The sequence below is a fragment of the Bacillus sp. DHT2 genome, from assembly GCF_026241455.1.
Lineage (GTDB): Bacteria > Bacillota > Bacilli > Bacillales > Bacillaceae_G > Bacillus_A > Bacillus_A pseudomycoides.
This window is the reverse complement of the sequence record NZ_JAPHWH010000001.1, coordinates 910328-931908: the sequence shown is the minus strand read 5'-3', so window position 1 is coordinate 931908 and position 21581 is coordinate 910328. Positions and strand designations below refer to the sequence as shown.

The 21581-nt window shown below is 43.4% G+C and carries 2 protein-coding genes; both read left to right on the top strand.

Translation table 11 applies throughout. The features are described 5' to 3' along the window. Position 1 precedes the first annotated feature (1 nt). A complete protein-coding gene (locus ORL93_RS04945; protein ID WP_265958719.1) occupies positions 2-6472 on the top strand; it encodes a non-ribosomal peptide synthetase in 6471 nt (2156 codons plus the stop codon). Further along, positions 6469-21354, top strand: a complete 14886-nt coding sequence (locus tag ORL93_RS04940) for a non-ribosomal peptide synthetase (RefSeq protein WP_265958718.1) — start codon at positions 6469-6471, stop codon at positions 21352-21354. The genes ORL93_RS04945 and ORL93_RS04940 overlap by 4 nt, the downstream gene beginning before the upstream one ends. Positions 21355-21581: the final 227 nt, after the last annotated feature.

Here is a 21581-nt window from a genome sequence, read left to right as displayed (position 1 = left end):
GATGGGGGACATTATCGATATATACGGATTATCACCTTTGCAAAAAGGGATACTGTTTCATACTTTATATGATCAAGATGATGAGCATTCTTTTTCCTACATTGTACAGGTAGGTTTCTTACTCGGTGATCGATTGGATGTTGCTATTTTCGAAAAGGCCTGGGAATACGTCATTCACCGACATGAGATTCTACGTTCTGTTTTTGTGTGGGAGGAAGTAGAAAAGCCATTGCAAGCTGTTTATCAACGTCTTCCTTTTACTATTCGTCGAGAAGACTGGAGCGCTCTTTCATGTGGAGATAGGGAAAAGAAATTACACCAGTTTTTGAATGCTGATCGGAGAAAAGGGTTTTCGTTAGACGAAGCACCGTTGATGAGAATCACTGTGATTAAAGAAGCAGAAGAAGAAACGAGAATCATTTGGACGCATCATCATATTTTGTTGGATGGGTGGAGTGTGTCCCTGATCTTCGGTGAAGTGATGGGAGTTTATCTCAAGATGATAAAGGGAGAAGCATTCGATCTTCCAAAGTCTCTTCCCTATAAAAAATATATCCAGTGGATTAATAAACAAGATCGAAGTAAAGCTGAGAAATTCTGGACAGAAGAATTAAAAGGATTTCATGCACCTACGCCATTAGCGATGGAAAGAAGTGACCAGGAGCAGGAGAAGGGTTATGGAGAGAGTGTTTATCAGCTATCTGAGGAACTGACTGAAACTTTACAAGAGTGGGTACGAAATAGTCAGCTAACATTAAATACGTTAGTGCAAGGAGCCTGGGCTTACTTGATGAGCCGGTATAGCGGTGAAAGCGATATCGTATTTGGTGTGACTAGCTCTGGACGTCCTACTGAATTAGCAGGGGCAGAGAAAATGGTTGGTCTATTCATTAACACATTGCCTACCCGAATTCATGTAAAGAATGATACATCAGTAGTAGACTGGCTCCGTAAGATACAGATGAAAGAAATGGAACGGAGACAATACGAGTATAATTCGTTGGTCGATATTCAAGGGTGGAGTGAAGTTCCAAGGAGCAGTACTTTATTTCATACCTTGTATGTGTTCGAAAATTACCCGATCCAAGGAGAGCGCAATGCTGATTTAAGATTACTAGAGGTCCAAAGTGCAGAACAAACAAATTATCCTTTGACGCTCATTGCAATGCCAGGTAAGGAATTTACTTTGAAGTTGATGTATGACCGCCATCATTTTGATGAAGAGACCATTCATCGGATTCAGGATCATCTATCGCAAACATTAATTCAGATGACGAAAAGCTCAGATTCAAAGCTATCCGAAATTACCCATTTAACAATGGAAGAGCAGGTACAACTGCTAGAGAAATGGAATGATACCCAAGTAGAATATTCATCTGAAAGCATGATTCATACGTTATTTGAGCAGCAAGTGGAGAAAACGCCAGAAGCGATCGCGGTTATTTATGAAAATGAGAAACTTACCTATAGAGAGCTGAATGAGCGTGCTAATCAGCTAGCTCACTATTTACAGAAGCGTAGTGTAGGTCCAGAGTCTTTAGTCGGTGTATATATGGAAAGATCGCCAAAAATGATGATAGCGTTGCTAGGGGTTCTAAAGTCAGGAGGAGCTTATGTTCCACTTGATCCTACGTATCCCGAGAATCGGCTACGCTATATATTAGAAGATGCTAGAATCGAAGTACTAGTGACGCAAGAAAAGTTAGAAAAAATAGGTATATCCGAACAAATCGAAACAATTTGTATGGATCAAGATCGCATTGCGATTGAACAGGAAGAACCGATCGCATGTACAAGCAGTGTAACAGGAAAAAATTTAGCATACGTTATGTACACTTCAGGATCTACAGGTAATCCAAAGGGAGTGATGATTGAGCATCATTCGGTGATTAATTATCTTGAATGGATGCAACATCAATATCCACTCTCTGAAAAGGATGTGGTCTTGCAGAAAACACCATTCTCATTTGATGTATCGGTGTGGGAGTTATTTTGGGGTATTAGTGTAGGAGCATGTGTATCCTTCCTGCCTCCAGGTGGAGAAAAGGATCCTTCTATAATAGCTGAAGTGATAGAGAAGCATCAGGTTACTGTTGTCCAATTTGTTCCTTCGATGCTATCTGTTTTCTTAGATCATTTCGATCATATTGATTTGAAACTGAAATGTTCGTCCGTGCGTCATGTGTTTTCTGGTGGGGAAGAGCTAAGTCCAGGGTTGGTTAGACGATTTCAACAGCACTGGAATCAGAGCGGACAAGTAAAATTGACCAACTTTTATGGACCAACAGAAGCAACCATTTACGTGAATGCATTTGACTGTCAACCCCATCAAGAATTTGTTTGTATTGGTAATCCAATACAAAATATTCAGCTGTATGTATTAGATCAGAATCAGTGCTTGCAATCGATAGGGATAGAGGGTGAGTTGTATATTGGTGGTGCAGGTTTAGCACGTGGTTACTTAAACCGACCTGATCTCACTGCTGAAAGATTCGTTCCGCATCCGTTTCAATTAGGAGAACGGCTATATCGAACCGGAGATTCAGTAAGATATCTAACTGATGGGAATTTAGAATTTATAGGCAGAATGGACCATCAAGTGAAAGTGCGTGGCTTTCGGATTGAGCTTGGAGAAATTGAAGCGACTTTAGAAAGGCATTCGTCTATTAAAGAGACTGTCGTGCTAGTGAGAGAAGATCGCCCTGGTGATCAGCGATTGGTAGCGTATGTGATAAGCGATGGAAATATCCAAAATTGGCGAGCGTATCTCCAGGACCAATTACCGAATTACATGGTTCCAGCACACCTTGTAGAGTTGGAATATTTCCCACTTACTCCGAATGGAAAAATCGACCGAAAAGCCTTACCAGCGCCGGAAGGACAATCTATGGGAGAGTTTAACGTCCTACCAAGAACGTCATCGGAAGAGCTCATCGCCTCGGTTTGGAGTCAAGTGTTAGGAATAGAAAATATCGGCATTCAGGACTCTTTTTTTGAACGTGGTGGGCACTCATTACTCGCTACCCAAATCGTCTCTCGATTACAAGAAGCATTCCAGATCAAAATCCCGCTACGTGAACTTTTCAAGTACGATACGGTGGAGGCACTGTCGAAGCGACTGGATCAGTTGTGTAAAGGAGATAAAAAACGAGAGATTCCACCACTTGTACCTATGTCGCGGGAAGAATCTATTCCGCTTTCTTACGCACAGAAACGCCTATGGTTCATTGATCAATTAATGCCAAATAGTGCGATGTACAATATTCATGCAGCATGTCGACTGACAGGGAAATGGTCACTTGAAGCATTGGAGACGGGATGGAATCAGTTGATTGAACGTCATGAATCATTGCGGACGGTAATTCAAGAGCGAGAGGGTGAACCCGTTCAACAGGTTCAGTCGCATGTTTTCAGACCTCTCCCTCAAATGGATCTAACAACTCTCCCTCTGGAAGACAGAGAAAGAGAGTTGAAGCGGCTCGTTCAAAACGAGGCGGAGGAACCATTTCATTTGGGACAAGGTCCTTTGATCCGAACACGAATTTTGAAAGTGGACAAAGAGGAATGGGTACTTCTTTGTACGATGCATCATATTGTTTCGGATGGGTGGTCAATGGGAATCTTACTCGAAGAATGGATGGCTTTTTATGAAGGAGCCATTAGTGGAAAACCAGTTGAACTGAGGGAGTTACCTGTTCAATATGCGGACTTTGCCATGTGGCAAAAAGAATGGCAAAAAGAAGAGAATCTTGATCAGCACCTTCAATATTGGAAGGAAGAATTGGCTGGTGAGTTACCGGTCTTGCAATTACCGATGGATCGTCCTCGACCTGCTGTTCAAACCCACCGTGGTGCAAGTCAATCTCTGATGGTGGCGAATTCCTTACGGGAAAAGCTCAAGGAATTAAGTCTGCAAGAAGACTCCACCTTATTTATGACCTTGATGGCGGCGTATCAAAGCTTCCTTTCTCGTTATACGGGACAAGATGACATCTTGGCTGGAAGCCCGATTGCGAACCGGAATGTTAAAGAGATTGAAGGATTAATAGGTTTCTTTGCAAATACGTTGGTTTATCGAGCTGATTTCAGTGGAAATCCGACGTTCCAAGAACTTCTGTCGCAGATACGAAAAAAAGCACTAAAAGCATACGAGTATCAGGACATTCCGTTTGAGAAAGTGGTAGAAGCCGTAAAACCTGAACGGAATACCAGTCATTCGCCGATTTTCCAAACCATGTTTACCTTACAGAATATGAAACAAGAGTTACCTCAGCTATCTGAAAGAAACATGGAGCTGATGGAAAATCATACTTCGGTTGCCAAATTTGATTTGAGTTTATTTGCATCGGAGACGGAAGAAGGGTTATTGCTAACTTTTGAATATAATACCGATTTGTTTAATGCTGCAACTATTGAACGAATGGCAGGTCATTTTGAACATTGGTTATATGAAATTGTATCTCATCCAAAAGATTCACTATCAAAGCTGGATATGCTATCGAAAGCAGAATATAAGAGGTTACTAGAGGAATGGAATGATACAGGTGTCGTGGCTATACGTGAAAGCACGATTCATACATTGTTTGAGGAACAAGTGGAGAAAACGCCAGAAGCGATCGCGGTAGTGTGCGAAGATGAGGAGCTAACGTATCAAGAACTGAACGAACGCTCCAATCAGTTGGCCCATTATCTTCAAAAGAGGGGTGTGGGATGCGAATCATTGGTTGGGATCAGCGTTACACGTTCATCCGAGATGATTGTCGGTCTTTTAGGAATCATGAAAGCAGGAGGAGCGTATGTTCCGATTGATCCTGCGTATCCGGAGAGTCGGATACGGTATATTTTAGCGGATGCTCAAATCGAGGTACTGGTGACACAGGACAAGTTGCAGCAAAAAATGACGTTACCTGAATCGGTTAATATGATTTGTATCGATCGTGATCGAGCAGCGATCGAACAGGAAGTAACGACCGTATGTACGAGTGAAGTGACAAGCGATAACTTAGCTTATATCATCTATACCTCAGGATCCACTGGCAATCCTAAGGGAGTGATGATTGAGCATCGGAGTACGTTGGCGATGATCCATTGGGCACATCAAACCTATTCCCGACAGGAATTAGCAGGAGTGCTGGCTTCAACTTCACTATCCTTTGATCTATCGGTTTTTGAAGTATTTGTTCCTTTGACGAGGGGTGGCAAGGTAATTGTCGCTGAAAGTGCCCTTCATCTGGACAAGTTGTCTACGAAGGATGTGACCTTGGTCAATACTGTGCCATCAGCAGCGAAGGAACTGGTTCGAGCAAAGTTAATCCCTTCTTCGGTAAAAGTGATGAATTTGGCTGGAGAACCGTTGCCACAGTCACTGGTCCAGCACTTGTATGAGAGAAGTCCGATTGAAAAGGTGTACAACCTATACGGTCCATCCGAAGATACTACTTATTCTACGTATATGAAGCTAGAAAAGGACGTCATGCACAAGGTGCCACCGATTGGTAGACCCATCTCTAACACAGAAGTATATGTACTCAGTGCAAACCAGCAAATGGTCCCGATTGGTGTAGTGGGTGAGCTTTACCTTGGGGGATCAGGCTTGGCGCGTGGCTACTTAAATCGCCCTGACTTAACAAACGAGCGTTTTATCCCGCATCCATTTAAAGAAGGGGAGCGAGTATACCGGACGGGAGATCTTGTGAGATATCTACCGGACGGGAATTTGGATTATCTCGGTCGGATCGATCATCAAGTGAAGATCCGTGGATTCCGGATTGAGCTAGGGGAGATTGAAGCGACGTTACAAAGTCATTCATCAGTTAACGAAGTCGTTGTGATGGTACGCGAAGATCATCCGGGTGATCAGCGTTTAGTTGCCTATGTAGTGGGAGAAGGAAATGCTCATGCGTGGCGTGATTATCTCAAGACCCAGTTACCAAATTACATGGTTCCGGCACACTTTGTCGAATTGACAGCATTCCCACTCACCCCAAATGGAAAAATCGATCGGAAAGCCTTACCTGCACCAGAGAGCAAGGAAGCAGAGGGTGGTTATGTTGCCCCTCGTACCCCTACAGAAGAAGCGATTGTTTCGATATGGCATCAAATTTTAGGCACTGAAAATATCGGGATTCATGATTCGTTTTTTGAACTAGGTGGCCATTCATTACTCGCTACACAAGCTGTTTCTAATCTGAATGAAACCTTTGGAATTGAGTTACCACTGCATGATTTATTTACGTATACTACGGTGCAGGAATTGGCAGAACGGGTTAATCAGTTGCGCTGTAGTGGAAATGAGCAAACGCAGAATGATAGTAAGGAGAATGTAAGTTTTCAAGACTATATTCAAAATGAAGCAGCAGCGAGTAATGATGAAGAGTTACTTGAACTTCTTAAGCAATTGGAAGAGTTATCAGAGGAAGAAGCGCAAGATATATTCGAGAGAAACTTGGTTGAGGAAGGTGTGAAAAAATGAGAAGTGATTTACTTGCAAAGTTGAATTCGCTTTCTCCTGAGAAGAGAGCGTGGCTTCAGAAGCAGATGCAGAAAAAGGAGAATAAAGAAGCGCTTCCGTTGTCCTATGCACAACAACGTTTGTTGTTTATGGACCGATTTAACCCAAACAGTTCAGTATATAATATTCCGACAGTATGGCGTCTAAAAGGAAATTGGATACCTGAAGCATTGGAAAAGGGATTAAATCGACTCATTGAGCGTCATGAATCATTACGCACCGTTTTTAAGGAAGTTGGAGACCAACCTATGCAACATATTGTGGAATTCCTTCCTAGAAAACTACCTGTAGAGGATTATTCTCACCTTCCTCTGGAAGTAAAGGAAAAAGAGATAGAGAGTTTGATTGCTAGAGAAGCGCAGGATCCGTTTGATTTAATGAATGGCCCTTTGATTCGTAATCAACTGGTTCAATTAGGGAAAGAGGAATGGTTATTGCTATGTACCATGCACCATATTATTTCTGATGCGTGGTCCATCGGCATATTGATCAATGAATTGCTTGCCTTCTATGAGGAAGAAATGAGTGGGAAGCCTGCTGGACTAAGTTCGCTATCGATTCAATATGCAGACTTTGCGAAATGGCAAAGGCAGTGGTTGCAGGGTGAAGTGCTAGATCGACAACTTACGTATTGGCAGGAAGAATTGTCCGGTGAGCTTCCTATACTACAACTGCCAGTGGATCGCCCTCGACCGGTTACGCAAACGTACGCTGGGGACACGTATCATGTGATTCTTCCTCACACACTACTCAGTTCATTGAAGGATTTAAGTCGACGAGAAGGATCTACCTTATTCATGACCTTAATGGCTGCATATCAGAGCTTTCTTGCTCGCTATACGGGGCAAGAAGATATTCTTGTCGGAAGTCCGATTGCGAATCGGAACCATAAAGGAGTAGAGGGATTAATCGGCTTCTTTGTTAATACGTTAGTCTATCGAGCGGATCTCAGTGGAAATCCGACGTTCCGGGAGATTTTGTCTCAGATAAAGAAAAAGGCGTTGAAAGCGTATGAATATCAAGATATTCCGTTTGAAAAAGTGGTAGAAGCTGTACAACCTGAACGGAGTACGAGTCATTCGCCCATCTTCCAGACCATGTTTACGCTACAGAATATAAAACAAGAACGAATAGAGCTGTCTGGGAGAAGTTTGGAAATGATAGAAAGTAATATTTCCATCGCGAAATTTGATTTGAGTTTAACCGCTTATGAGGTGGAAGAAGGTCTATTTGTCTCTTTTGAATACAATACAGATTTATTTGACAGTAGAACCATTGCACGTATGGCAGGGCATTTTGAAAACTGGTTGAACGAAATTGTTCATCATCCAGATGAATCATTTACAAAGCTGTCGATGCTAGCGGACACAGAACAGAAGCAGCTCTTGGAAGAATGGAATGACACTGACGTAGTTTATTCACATGAGAGCATGATTCACGAACTGTTTGAGCAGCAGGTTGCGCGTACACCTGGAGCGGTGGCGGTAGTGTATGAAGGTGGACAGCTGACGTATCAAGAACTCAACGAGAAAGTGAACCAATTGGCACATTATTTACAGAAACGGGATATAGGACCTGAGTCATTGGTCGGTATATGTGTCGAGCGTTCACCCGAAATGATTATTGGTCTCTTAGGGATTCTCAAAGCAGGTGGGGCTTATGTCCCACTGGATCCGAGTTATCCTGAAAATCGCCTGAGATACATTTTAGAGAACTCGCAGATCCAAGTGCTTTTAACAAAGGAAGCGTTACAGGGTTGGTTGCCTGAAGGCATCCAAGCGATTTGTTTGGATCGAGATCAAGCAGCGATTTCTAAAGAGAGTAGCTTGGCACCAGTGAGCGGAGTGACAGCAAACAACTTGGCGTATATCATTTACACTTCGGGTTCGACAGGGAATCCTAAGGGAGTGATGATTGAACACCACTCGGTTATCAACCGATTACAGTGGATGCAAAAAAACTATCCATTATCTGAACAGGATACGATTCTTCAAAAAACGCCGTTTTCGTTTGATGTCTCTGTCTGGGAATTATTTTGGTGGTCATTTGTAGGAGCACGTGTTTGTTTACTTCCACCGGGTGGCGAGAAGGATCCTGCAATGATTGAGGAGTGTATTGAGCGATATCGTGTGACCACGATGCACTTTGTTCCGTCGATGTTATCTACTTTCTTGGATTATATGGAACAATTCAAAGCGAAAAAGGACGTATCGTCTTTGTGTCAGGTTTTCACCAGTGGAGAAGCGTTAAATACCGAACAAGTTCGCCGGTTTAAGGGTGTGTTTTATGATTCTCAGCAAACGAAGTTAAGCAACTTGTATGGTCCTACAGAAGCAACTGTAGATGTCACTTACTATGATTGTGATTTAGAAAAAGAACCGTTGCTTATTCCGATTGGTCGTCCGATTGATAATACCGAATTGTATGTGCTAGATCAAAGCCAACAGGTGGTACCGATAGGTGTGGCTGGGGAACTTTACCTTGGTGGTGTAGGCTTGGCACGTGGTTACTTCAATCGTCCAGAGCTAACTGCTGAACGTTTTATTCCGCATCCATTTAAGGAAGGGGAACGGCTCTATCGGACGGGGGACCTGGTGAGGTATCTGAATGATCGCAATGTGGAGTATATCGGAAGAATAGATAACCAAGTGAAAATCAGAGGATTCCGGATTGAGCTGGGAGAGATTGAAGCGGTCCTACACGATCATTCATCTGTGAAAGAGGCTGTTGTGTTAGTGAAGGAAGATCATCCTGGAGACAAGCGGTTAGTAGCTTATGTGGTGGGTGAAGGAGACACTGGAGAATGGCGTGAGCACCTCAAGACGCAATTACCGAATTACATGATTCCGGCATACTTTGTCGAGATGGAAGTGATGCCACTCACTCCGAATGGCAAAATCGATCGCAAAGCCTTACTGGCATTGGATGGACAGCCCATGAGCGTAAATATTGTCTCACCGCGAACACCAGTGGAAGAGCTCGTCGCATCGGTATGGAGTCAAGTGTTAGGCATAGAAAATATTGGTGTTCAGGATTCCTTCTTCGAGCTTGGTGGCCACTCGCTACTCGCTACCCAAGTTGTCTCACGTTTACAAGAAGTCTTCCAAATCGAACTACCGGTGCGTGAACTTTTTGAGTTTACAACGGTGGAGGCACTGGCGAAGCGACTGGATCAGTTGCGTAAAGGGGACAAAAAACGAGAGATTCCACCGCTTATGCCGATGGAACGGGGAGAAGCCATTTCGCTCTCTTATGCCCAACAGCGCCTGTGGTTTATTGACCAATTCACGCCTAATAGTGCACTTTATAATATGCCGATGGTATGCCGTCTTACAGGAAATTGGGTACCTGAAGCATTGGAGACGGGATGGAATCAGCTGATAGAGCGTCATGAATCTTTACGGACTGTGTTCCATGAAATGGATGGTCATCCTGTGCAGCAGATTCAACCGTATGCTTTCCGGTCCCTTCCTCAAATGGATTTAACTATGCTTTCTCCGGAAGAGCGAGACGCAGAAGTTAATCGTTTAATTCAGCAAGAAACAGAAGTGCCATTTGACTTAGGAGAGGGCCCACTGATTCGGACAATCGTCTTGCGAGTGGGAGAAGAGGAATGGATCCTCCTCTGCACCCTGCATCATATCGTTTCGGACGGATGGTCGATGGGAGTCCTACTTGAAGAATGGATAGCTTTCTATGAGGAAGCAACGGATGAGAAGGTAGCAGAACTTGAACCATTACCGATCCAATATGCGGACTTTGCTCAGTGGCAAAAGGGATGGTTGAAGGAAGAAGTGCTTGAACAGCGACTCCACTATTGGCAGGAAGAATTGTCTGGTGAGCTTCCTGTGCTACAACTGCCGATGGATCACCCGCGTCCTGCGGTGCAAACCCATCGTGGATCGACACACACTGTGTTGCTGTCACGTTCGTTACGCGACAAACTGAACGAACTCAGTCGTCAAGAAGGGTCGACGCTCTTTATGACCCTGTTGGCTGCGTATCAAAGCTTCCTTTCTCGTTATACAGGACAAGAAGATATTCTCGTCGGAAGTCCAATTGCGAATCGTAATTACAGAGAGATTGAAGGATTAATCGGTTTCTTCGTCAACACGTTGGTTTATCGGGCTGATCTGAGTGGCGCACCGACATTTCAAGAGTTGTTGTCTCAGGTGCGTCAAAAGGCACTGAAAGCATATGAATATCAAGATATTCCATTTGAAAAAATTGTGGAAGTTGTGCAACCTGAGCGGAGTACAAGTCATTCTCCGATCTTCCAGACGATGTTCATCTTACAAAATATGAAACAAGAGCTTCCGGTGTTGTCTGGTAGAAGAATCGAAATGATAGAAAACCATAATTCGATCGCAAAATTTGATTTAAGTGTAATGGCAGCCGAGGCGGAAGAAGGATTAATTTTCTCTTTTGAATACAATAAGGATTTATTTGATGTTACAACCATCGAACGAATGGCAGGACATTTTGAGAACTGGCTACATGAAGTTTCTCATCATCCACAAAAACCGTTGAATAGTTTGAGTATGCTCTCCGAATTTGAGCGTGATTTGTTATTAGAGACATGGAATGACACTGCAATGGAAATGTCCCAAGAGGGTCTTATTTGCGACAGATTTGAGGACAAAGTAGCACGACGTCCCGATGCGATTGCAGTGGTCGATCAAATGAGAGAGTGGACCTATGGTGAACTGGATACGCGGGCAAATCAGTTGGCACATGTTTTGCAGAGAAAAGGGGTTGGTCCTGAATCAGTTGTGGGTGTCTACCTCCCGAGATCGGCTGAGCTCATGTCAAGTTTACTTGGCATATTAAAAGCTGGCGGGGCCTATGTCGTTCTAGATCCGTTGTATCCGAAATCACGGTTACAATACATGATTGAAGATGCAGGGATCCAAATCGTAGTGACGACAGCAGCGCAAGAAAGCCTTTCCGAACAGGTCGAAACGGTGAGATTAGAAGAAATAACAGATGAAAGCGTGATCGCACCGAAGCGGCAAGTGAAACCCGAGCACTTAGCTTATATCGTCTACACCTCTGGTTCCACAGGAAAGCCAAAGGGTGTCATGGTCGAATATCGGTCATTGATGAATATGGTCTCTTGGCATCAAGCGGTATACCAAATTACAGAACAGGATCGTGCGACTCAAATTGCGGGGATTGCCTTTGACTCAGCCGTCCAGGAGATTTGGCCTTATCTCACTGCTGGTGCAGCACTATACCTGTCGACAGAAGAGTTGCGAATCAATCCGGAGGCTCTACGAGATTGGCTCATTGATTCACGGATTACGGCTAGCTTTGCGCCTACACCTATTCTGGAAAGACTCTTGAAATTATCTTGGCCAGAGAAGACGGATCTCCGTTTTATCATTACGGGAGGAGATCAGTTAACACAGTATCCATCTGAACAAATCCCTTTTGCGGTGATTAATCAGTATGGTCCATCGGAAAATACCGTCGTTACCACTGATTGTTATGTGCCTGTAGGAATGACAACAGGTACTCCGTCGATTGGTCGACCGATTGCGAATACAGAAGTATATGTGTTAGATTCTCACCTTCAGCCGGTGCCAGTGGGTGTGATTGGAGATCTCTATATCGGAGGAAAGAGTCTTGCTCGTGGCTATGCTAATCGTCAGGAACTCACAGAGGAAAAATTCATTCCGCATCCGTTTAAGTCAGGGGAACGTCTCTATTACACTGGGGACAAAGCAAGTTATCTTCCTGACGGTGATCTCCAGTTCCATGGTCGTATGGATGACCAAGTAAAAATTCGTGGTTTCCGGATTGAACTGGGAGAAGTTGAAGCAACTTTGCAGGCGCATTTGTCTGTAAAAGAAGCTGTTGTACTGGTAAGAGAGGATCATCCAGGAGACAAACGATTGGTAGCTTATGTAGTTGGTGAAGGAAGTGTAAATGAATGGCGGGAGCATCTGCAAACACATTTACCGAATTACATGGTTCCGGCACACTTTGTCGAGATGGCATTTTTACCACTCACACCGAATGGAAAACTCGATTTAAAAGCATTGCCTGTACCTGATGAACCATCTACTGAAAATACTGTATACCCACGAACTCCGATGGAAGAGCTCGTTGCATCGGTATGGAGTCAAGTGCTAGGCATAGAAAATATTGGTGTCCAGGATTCCTTCTTCGATCGAGGTGGCCACTCGTTGCTCGCTACCCAAGTTGTATCTCGGTTAAAAGAGGCATTACAAATCGAACTGTTAGTACGTGAACTGTTTGAGTATTCAACAGTAGAGGCGTTGGCGAAGCGACTGGATCAATTGCGTAAAGGAGACAAAATACGAGAAATTCCACCGCTTATGCCGATGGAACGGGGAGAAGCCATTTCGCTCTCTTATGCCCAACAGCGCCTGTGGTTCATTGACCAATTCACGCCTAATAGTGCACTTTATAATATACCGATGGTATGCCGTCTTACAGGGAATTGGGTACCCAAAGCATTGGAGACGGGATGGAATCAGCTGATAGAGCGTCATGAATCTTTGCGAACGGTGTTCCATGAAATGGATGGTCATCCTGTGCAGCAGATTCAACCATATGCTTTCCGGTTCCTTCCCCAAATAGATCTAACTACGCTTTCCTCCGAAGAGAGAGAAAGCGTAATGGAAAAATGGATCCAAAACGAAGCCGAAGCGCCATTTGACTTAGGACAAGGTCCGTTGATCCGTGGGCAAATCGTGCAAATCGCAGAAGAAGAATGGATTCTTCTTTGTACCATGCATCATATTATCTCGGATGGCTGGTCGATGGAAATCTTGCTCCAAGAATGGATGGCATTCTATGAAGAAGCGGTTGGTGGAAAACCAGCAGAACTCGCACCATTACCGGTTCAATATGCCGACTTTGCCCAATGGCAAAGGGAATGGATGAAAGAAGAAGTACTTGATCAGCAGCTTGCATATTGGAAGGAAGAGCTGTCTGGCGAGTTACCAGTCTTAATGTTGCCGATGGATCGTCCTCGTTCTGCGGTGCAAACCCATCGTGGATCGACACACACTGTGTTGTTGTCACGCTCGTTACGCGACAAACTGAACGAACTTAGTCGTCAAGAAGAGTCGACGCTCTTCATGACCTTACTGGCATCGTATCAAAGCTTCCTCGCTCGTTATACAGGACAATCGGATATTCTTGTCGGAAGCCCGATTGCAAACCGGAATTATCGTGAGATTGAAGGGTTGATTGGTTTCTTCGTCAACACGTTGGTTTATCGGGCTGATCTGAGTGGCGCACCGACATTCCAAGAGTTGTTGTCTCAGGTACGGACAAAAGCATTGAAGGCGTATGAATACCAAGATGTTCCGTTTGAAAAGATTGTAGATGTCATACAACCCGAGCGAAGTACAAGTCATTCTCCGATCTTCCAAACCATGTTTACCTTGCAAAACACGCAACAAGAGCTTCCAGAGCTTCATGGAAGAAGTTTAGAAGCGATGGAAAGTCATACTTCGATCGCCAAGTTTGATTTGAGTTTAAGCGCCGCAGAGGTGGAAGAGGGTTTATTCCTTTGTTTTAACTATAAGAATGATTTATTTGATGTTGTAACGATCAGACGTATGGCTGAGCATTTTGAAAACTGGTTGAAGGAAATCGTGGAACATCCCGATAAAACACTGACGAAGTTGACGATGCTATCGGAATTAGAGAAGCAATTGATGGAAGAGTGGAATGATAATGCTGTAGCGTATCCACGTGAGAGTGTGATCCATAAACTGTTTGAAGATCAAGTGAATCGTACACCTGACACGGTGGCGGTGGTGGATGGAAATCAGCAGTTGACGTATCGAGAGCTGAATGAGAAAGCAAACCAATTGGCCCATTATCTCCAGAAATGTGGGATTGGGACCGAATCATTGGTCGGTCTCTGCTTCCAGCGTTCAGTTGAGATGATTGTTGGTCTCATGGGGATCTTGAAAGCTGGGGCAGCCTATGTTCCATTGGATCCATCGTATCCAGAAAGTCGCCTACGATATATTCTGGAGGACACAGGGATTCAAGTATTGGTCACGAGCGAAGCATTAGTTGGTTGGATACCTGAAGAAATCGAAGCAGTTTGTTTGGATCGGGATCAAGCAATGATCTCACGAGAAAGCATTCTTTCACCAATATGTGAAGTGACAGGAGAAAATTTGGCGTATGTAATCTATACTTCGGGATCAACGGGGAATCCGAAGGGAGTGATGGTAGAGCATCACAATGTGATTCGTTTATTTAAATCAACGGAATGTTGGTATCAGTTTGATGAAAAAGATACTTGGACGCTTTTCCATTCTTATGCGTTTGACTTCTCGGTATGGGAGATTTGGGGAGCATTGCTCTATGGAGGAAGACTGGTTGTTGTTCCTTACTGGATTAGTCGATCGCCCAAGGATTTCTATCAACTGTTAGTAGAGGAAGAGGTTACGGTTCTTAATCAGACACCATCCGCATTTCGACAATTGATACAAGTGTGTGAACAAGAAGATGAGAATAAAAACTTGCATCTGCGCTATGTCATATTTGGTGGGGAAGCACTTGATCCTACTAGCTTGCTACCGTGGTTTCAAAGGTATGGAGAGCAGAACACGCAGCTAATTAATATGTATGGAATCACAGAAACCACCGTTCATGTTACGTATTATCCAATTACTCAGGATGATGTAAAGCATTCTTCAAGAAGTAATATCGGAAAGCGGATTCCAGATTTAGAAGTGTATGTGCTAGACAATTGTCAACAGCCTGTGCCTATTGGCGTATCTGGTGAACTATATATTGGTGGAGCGGGACTCGCACGTGGGTATTTAAACAGACCTGAATTGACTGCAGAACGTTTCATTCCTCATCCATTCAGTAGTGACCCGGGAGCGCGATTATATCGGACAGGAGACTTAGCGAGATACTTGCCAGATGGAAATCTAGATTATCTTGGACGGATTGATCACCAGGTGAAAATCCGTGGTTTCCGAATTGAGCTCGGGGAAATTGAATCTGCTTTAAACGCGCATGCATCCGTAAAAGAGGCTGTTGTAATTGTTCGAGAGGATCAGCCGGGTGATAAACGATTGGTGGCATATGTCGTGGGTGATGGGAATGTAGGTGAGTGGAGAGATTATCTCAAGGCGGAACTACCAAGCCATATGGTTCCTTCAGGATTTGTGATGATGGAAGCTATTCCACTAACTGCTAACGGTAAAGTTGATCGTGAGGCCTTGCCTGTACCGGAGGAGAGGGAAATTGAAAGTAAATGTGTTGCACCCCGGAATGGTAAAGAAGAAACACTGGCTACCATTTGGAAGCAAGTATTAGGGATTAAAAAGGTGGGAATCCATGATAACTTCTTTGAAATTGGTGGAGACTCGATTCTCAGCATTCAGATTGTCTCTTGTGCGAAGCAAGCAGATTTGCATTTGACACCAAAGCAAATGTTTGAACACCAAACGATTGCCGAGTTGGCGCAAGTAGTCAAAGAAGAACAGGGTGTACAAGCAGAGCAGGGAGTTGTAACTGGAGAACTGATCCTTACACCAATCCAGCAATGGTTTTTTGCACAAGATCATCCTAACCCACACCATTGGAATCAATCCATGTTTTTTAGAACAAAAGAGCGACTGGATATAGTATTACTGGAGAAAGCTGTGCGTACCCTTCTAATCCATCACGATGCCTTGCGTTTAAGATATGAACGATTACCGGATGGAGCTTGGAAACAGCGGAACGAAGGGATCGAAGAACAATCGACGCTGACCGTGATTTCATTAGACGAAGTACCGCAAGCAGAATGGCATCAAGTGATTCAAACGGAGATTGACGCTGCACAAGCAAGCTTACACTTACACGCAGGGCCGCTAATGAGAATGGTGTATTTTGATGAAGGCGAGAAGAAGGCTGGCCGATTATTCTGGGTGATTCATCACTTAGCAGTGGATGGTGTTTCTTGGCGGATTTTATTGGAAGATCTGCAAACAGCATATACTCAAGCAATTCAGGGGCAGAAAATCCAATTACCTATGAAGAGTACATCCTTTAAAGCGTGGTCGGAGAAATTACATCATTACGCTGAATCTGGAATATCGCAAGGAGTGCGGAATTACTGGGAGCAGCAGTCCGAACAAGAAGTAGTTATGCTACCAGTAGATGTTACTGTTAGTGATTCAGTAAACGCAGTAACTGAGGAAATTACCGTGGTGCTAGATGAGAAAGAGACCCGTATGTTATTGCAAGGGATTTTAAGCACTCATCGTGTCCAAATTAATGAAGTACTATTAGCAGCATTGGTACAAGCTACGGCAGTATGGACAGGACATCCGACGCTGACCGTGGATCTAGAGGGGCATGGTCGAGAAGACATTATTGAAGACGTTGACTTATCGAGAACCGTGGGATGGTTTACAAGTATTTATCCTGTTCACTTAAATGTTACTGGTGCCGACACGCCAATTGCAGCATTAAAAGCAGTTAAAGAACAGGTGCGCAAAATTCCTAATAAGGGTGTTGACTATGGAGTGTTGCGTTATCTGAACGCAACAATGTGTGAGCAATTGGGGTCTCAACATACACCGTCCATTAGTTTTAACTATCTTGGACAATTTGACCAAATGTTTTCTGACGATGCGATGCTTGTTCCGGAGACCGGGTTTACGCGCTTAGACCATGCTCCTGGTTCCAAGCGATCACATTTAATCGATGTAATCGGGATTGTAACCGATGGAAAACTTCAGTTCACTTGGGTATACAATGTTGGACAGTTTGCGAAGTCAACCATTCAAAGTGTTGCAGAGAATATGCTCCATCAACTGAGCAGATTGATTCAATCTTCGGATGGAGAATCTGCACTGACTGTTTCGGATTTTGCGATGGCTAATCTTAACCAAACAGGTTTGACAAAAGTACTAACCAAGATGAATCGTGGAAAGAACTATTCAATTACCGATTTATATCCACTATCGCCTTTGCAAGAAGGTATGATTTTCCATACATTGCATGACCAAGGGGATGAACATGTAGCGCCGTATATAGTGCAATTAAGTTTCATGATTAGAGGAGAATTGGATATTCCTACTTTCGAACAGGCGTGGAAATCGGTAATCCAGCGGCATGAAATACTTCGTTCAGCATTCGTTTGGGATGAAGTTGAAGAGCCTTTACAAGTGGTGTATGAGAGTATTCCATTTAAGGTGAATGTAGAAGATTGGCGTGCGCTGACTGCTGAAGAAAAAGAGGAGAAAAGAAAAGCCTTTTTGGCATTGGATCGAAAACAAGCCATTCTTTTTGATAAAGCGCCATTGATGCGGGTGACTGTCATTCAAGAAGGTGAGGAAGAATATCGGATTGTTTGGACACATCATCATATCCTGTTGGATGGATGGAGTCTACCACTGGTCTTTAACGAATTGCTTACAGTGTACCAGAAGAGAATGAATGGAGAAGCTGTGAATTTACCTAAGTCATCGCCATACAAGAAATATATTCAATGGCTTAGAGAACAGAATCAGGAGCAGGCGGAGCGATTCTGGAGAGAGAAACTTAAAGGTTTTACAGCGCCAACCCTGCTGGGCTTAGAAAGTAAAGTGCAAGAAAAAGGTTACACAGAGAAGGTAACTTATTTATCAGAAGAGCAAACCCAAGCGTTACAAAACTGGGCGAAGCGCAATAGGCTCACTTTAAATACGGTAATTCAAGGTGCGTGGGCGTATCTCATGAGCCGGTATAGTGGAGAAGATGACATTGTCTATGGTGTAACTAGCTCAGGACGCCCTACGGAGATTATTGATGTTGAAAATATTGTAGGTCCTTTTATTACCACATCACCGACGCGAATTCAGTTGATAGATGATATAAAAGTAATGGATTGGTTGCAGAAGATACAAGAGGAAGAGATAGAAAGAAGACAATATGAATACGCTTCTTTGACAGAGATTCAAGGATGGAGTGAAGTTCCTAGAGGAATCCCGCTGTTCCATAGCTTGTATGTGTTTGAAAACTATCCAGTGAAAGAGGAGTCTTCAGGAAATCTAGAAATTGGTGAGTTGGAAGGAGTAGAGCAAACTCACTATACATTAGGATTGACAGTTGTTCCAGAAAGCCAGTTGTTGTTAAAGTTGAAGTATGATCGTAGCAAGTTTAATGGCCTCACCATTGAACGGATGTTGGGTCATTTAAGCCAGGTGTTAAAGCAAATGATCGAGAACGTTGATCAAACTCTGTCGGAGCTGGTGTATGTTACGGAAATAGAACAGAAACAACTACTGGAAGAATGGAATGATAATGCAGCAGCGTATCCACGTGAGAGTGTAATCCATAAACTGTTTGAAGATCAAGTGAATTGTACACCTGATGCGGTGGCAGTGGTGGATGAAAATCAGCAGTTGACGTATCGAGAGCTAAATGAGAAAGCAAACCAATTGGCCCATTATCTCCAGAAATGTGGGATTGGGACCGAGTCATTGGTCGGTCTCTGCTTCCAGCGTTCAGTTGAGATGATTGTTGGTCTCATGGGGATCTTGAAAGCTGGTGCAGCCTATGTTCCATTGGATCCATCGTATCCAGAAAGTCGCCTACGATATATTCTGGAGGACACAGGAATTCAAATATTGGTTACGAACGAAGTATCACAAGGTTGGATACCTGAAGAAGTTGAAACAGTTTGTTTGGACCGGGATCAAGCAATTATTTCGCAAGAAAACACCCTTTCACCAATATGTAAAGTGACAGGAGAAAACTTGGCGTATGTTATCTACACTTCAGGTTCGACTGGGAATCCAAAAGGGGTTTTGGTGCAGCATCATTCGGTATTAAATCTATCCTATGGTTTACAGAAAGAGGTTTTTTCACATCGGACACCTGTTAACATGCGTGTTGGTCTAAATGCCTCAATCGCCTTTGATTCATCCGTTAAACAATTACAAATGCTTTTGTATGGTTCTAGTTTGTATATTATTTCAAACGAAGTTCGCAGTGATCCTCAACAATTTGTATCTTATATTCGGGAGAATAAGTTGGAAATGTTCGATACAACACCTTCACTACTCCAATTACTCATAGATGAGGGGTTGTTAGAAACAAACGATAGCGTTCATGTTCCAAGCAAGGTACTGGTCGGTGGAGAAGCGATTATGCCATCACTGTGGAAACAACTAGCAGCGGCTGAAAAAATTGATTTTTATAATGTATATGGTCCTACAGAATGTACGGTTGATGCGACATGCTATCGTATCAAAAAAGATAGTAAGAGAGTAACCATTGGGCGTCCGTTGCCGAACGTTCAAGCCTATGTATTGGATGAGAATTTGTTACCTGTTTCAGTTGGTGTAACGGGTGAACTTTATATCGGTGGAGCAGGCCTAGCGAGAGGATACTTGAATCGTCCAGAGTTAACGTCCGAACGTTTTATTCCTCATCCATTTAATGAAGGGGAACGGTTATACCGGACGGGAGATCTAGTCCGCTATTTAGTTGATGGCCATTTGGATTATCTGGGAAGAATCGATAATCAAGTGAAAATTCGAGGCTTCCGGATTGAGCTTGGAGAGATTGAAGCGAATTTAGAAAGTCATCCATCGGTGAAAGAGGCAGTAGTCTTGATAAGAGAGGACCAACCAGGAGATCAGAGATTGGTTGCATATGTGGTGGGTGAAGGAAGTATGCATGAATGGCGTGAGCATCTCAAGAGACAAGTACCGAATTATATGGTTCCTGCACACTTTATTGAGGTAGACGCGATTCCGCTTACAACAAATGGGAAGGTTGATCGAAAGGCACTGAACAGCTTAACGATTCAAAGAGAAAGTACCTTTTCTACACCAATCATCCCAAGGGATGAAATCGAGTATCAGCTGATTACGATCTGGCAGGATTTGCTACAGATAGAAGATGTCCATGTAAACGATGATTTCTTCAATAGAGGGGGTCACTCTCTCCTTGTAATCAAATTGATTTCAAAGGTCAGAGAGAAATTTGGAAAAGAGATTAAGGTGTCCGCACTTATTAAGAACCCGACAGTGGAAGGGATCGCTTGTCTCATCCGTGACAATCATGGTATGGAAAAATCGGTATCGGTTCTGGTTCCACTACAAGAATCAGAGAAAAGACCTTTCTTCTGTGTTCATCCGTTTATGGGTAATGTACTCTGTTATATTCAGCTAGCAAGATTACTCAAGGATCACTGCTCATTTTATGGTCTACAGAATCCTCTCGTAGGGAAAGAAGGAATGAAAGGATTGACTTTATCGGAAGTAGTTCAACTCTACATCGAGGAAATGAAGCGCGCTCAGCCAGAGGGGCCGTATCGTCTGGGAGGATGGTCTCTGGGCGGTGCCATCGCCTATGAAATCGCAACTATGCTACGGAACCAGGGAGAAGAAGTTGAGGTGTTGGTACTCATGGATACCAAGGTGCCTTCAGAACGGGATTACAAGACAGAGGATGAAATGCTATCTTATATATTGGAGCATTTCATCCATTCAGAGCTAGTGGAGCAGGAAGAAGAGCTCGTTCATCAACAGGACATGCTTGTTGAGCGATTAATTGTGGAAGGAGTGCTCCCGCCGGATGCAGATCTTACGAATTTGAAGCAAATTATCAATGCTCACAGGAAGTGTCTGAATTTGATGGCAGAGCATGATTTGGAACCATATTTTGGGAAAGTTATCTACTTTAGTGCTGAGGAAGGTAAAGAGTTGTTTACGGATTGGGAGCCCTTATTAAAAGGGAGAGTGAATAAGTATTCTGTCCCTGGATCACACGAAGAAATAGTAGCCTCCCCGGCAGTGGAAAAGATAGCTAAAGGAATAAAAGAGGCTTCTCTTTCGTTAACTGGAAAGTAGAGAGCCCCAAAGATGCAACTTTATGAACGAAAATTGTCATTATCAAAGTTGTTATTTGCGAGTAGTAATGTATATGAAAAAGGCGGTCTAATAACTGCACATCAAGTGTAAGAAATTACGAGTATATCAAGAGCATTACTTTATAAGGGGCTAATGCAAAAATTGCTTGATAGGGACATAGAAACATACATGAGCTGTTAAATAACATAGTATGATGCAAATTCCCT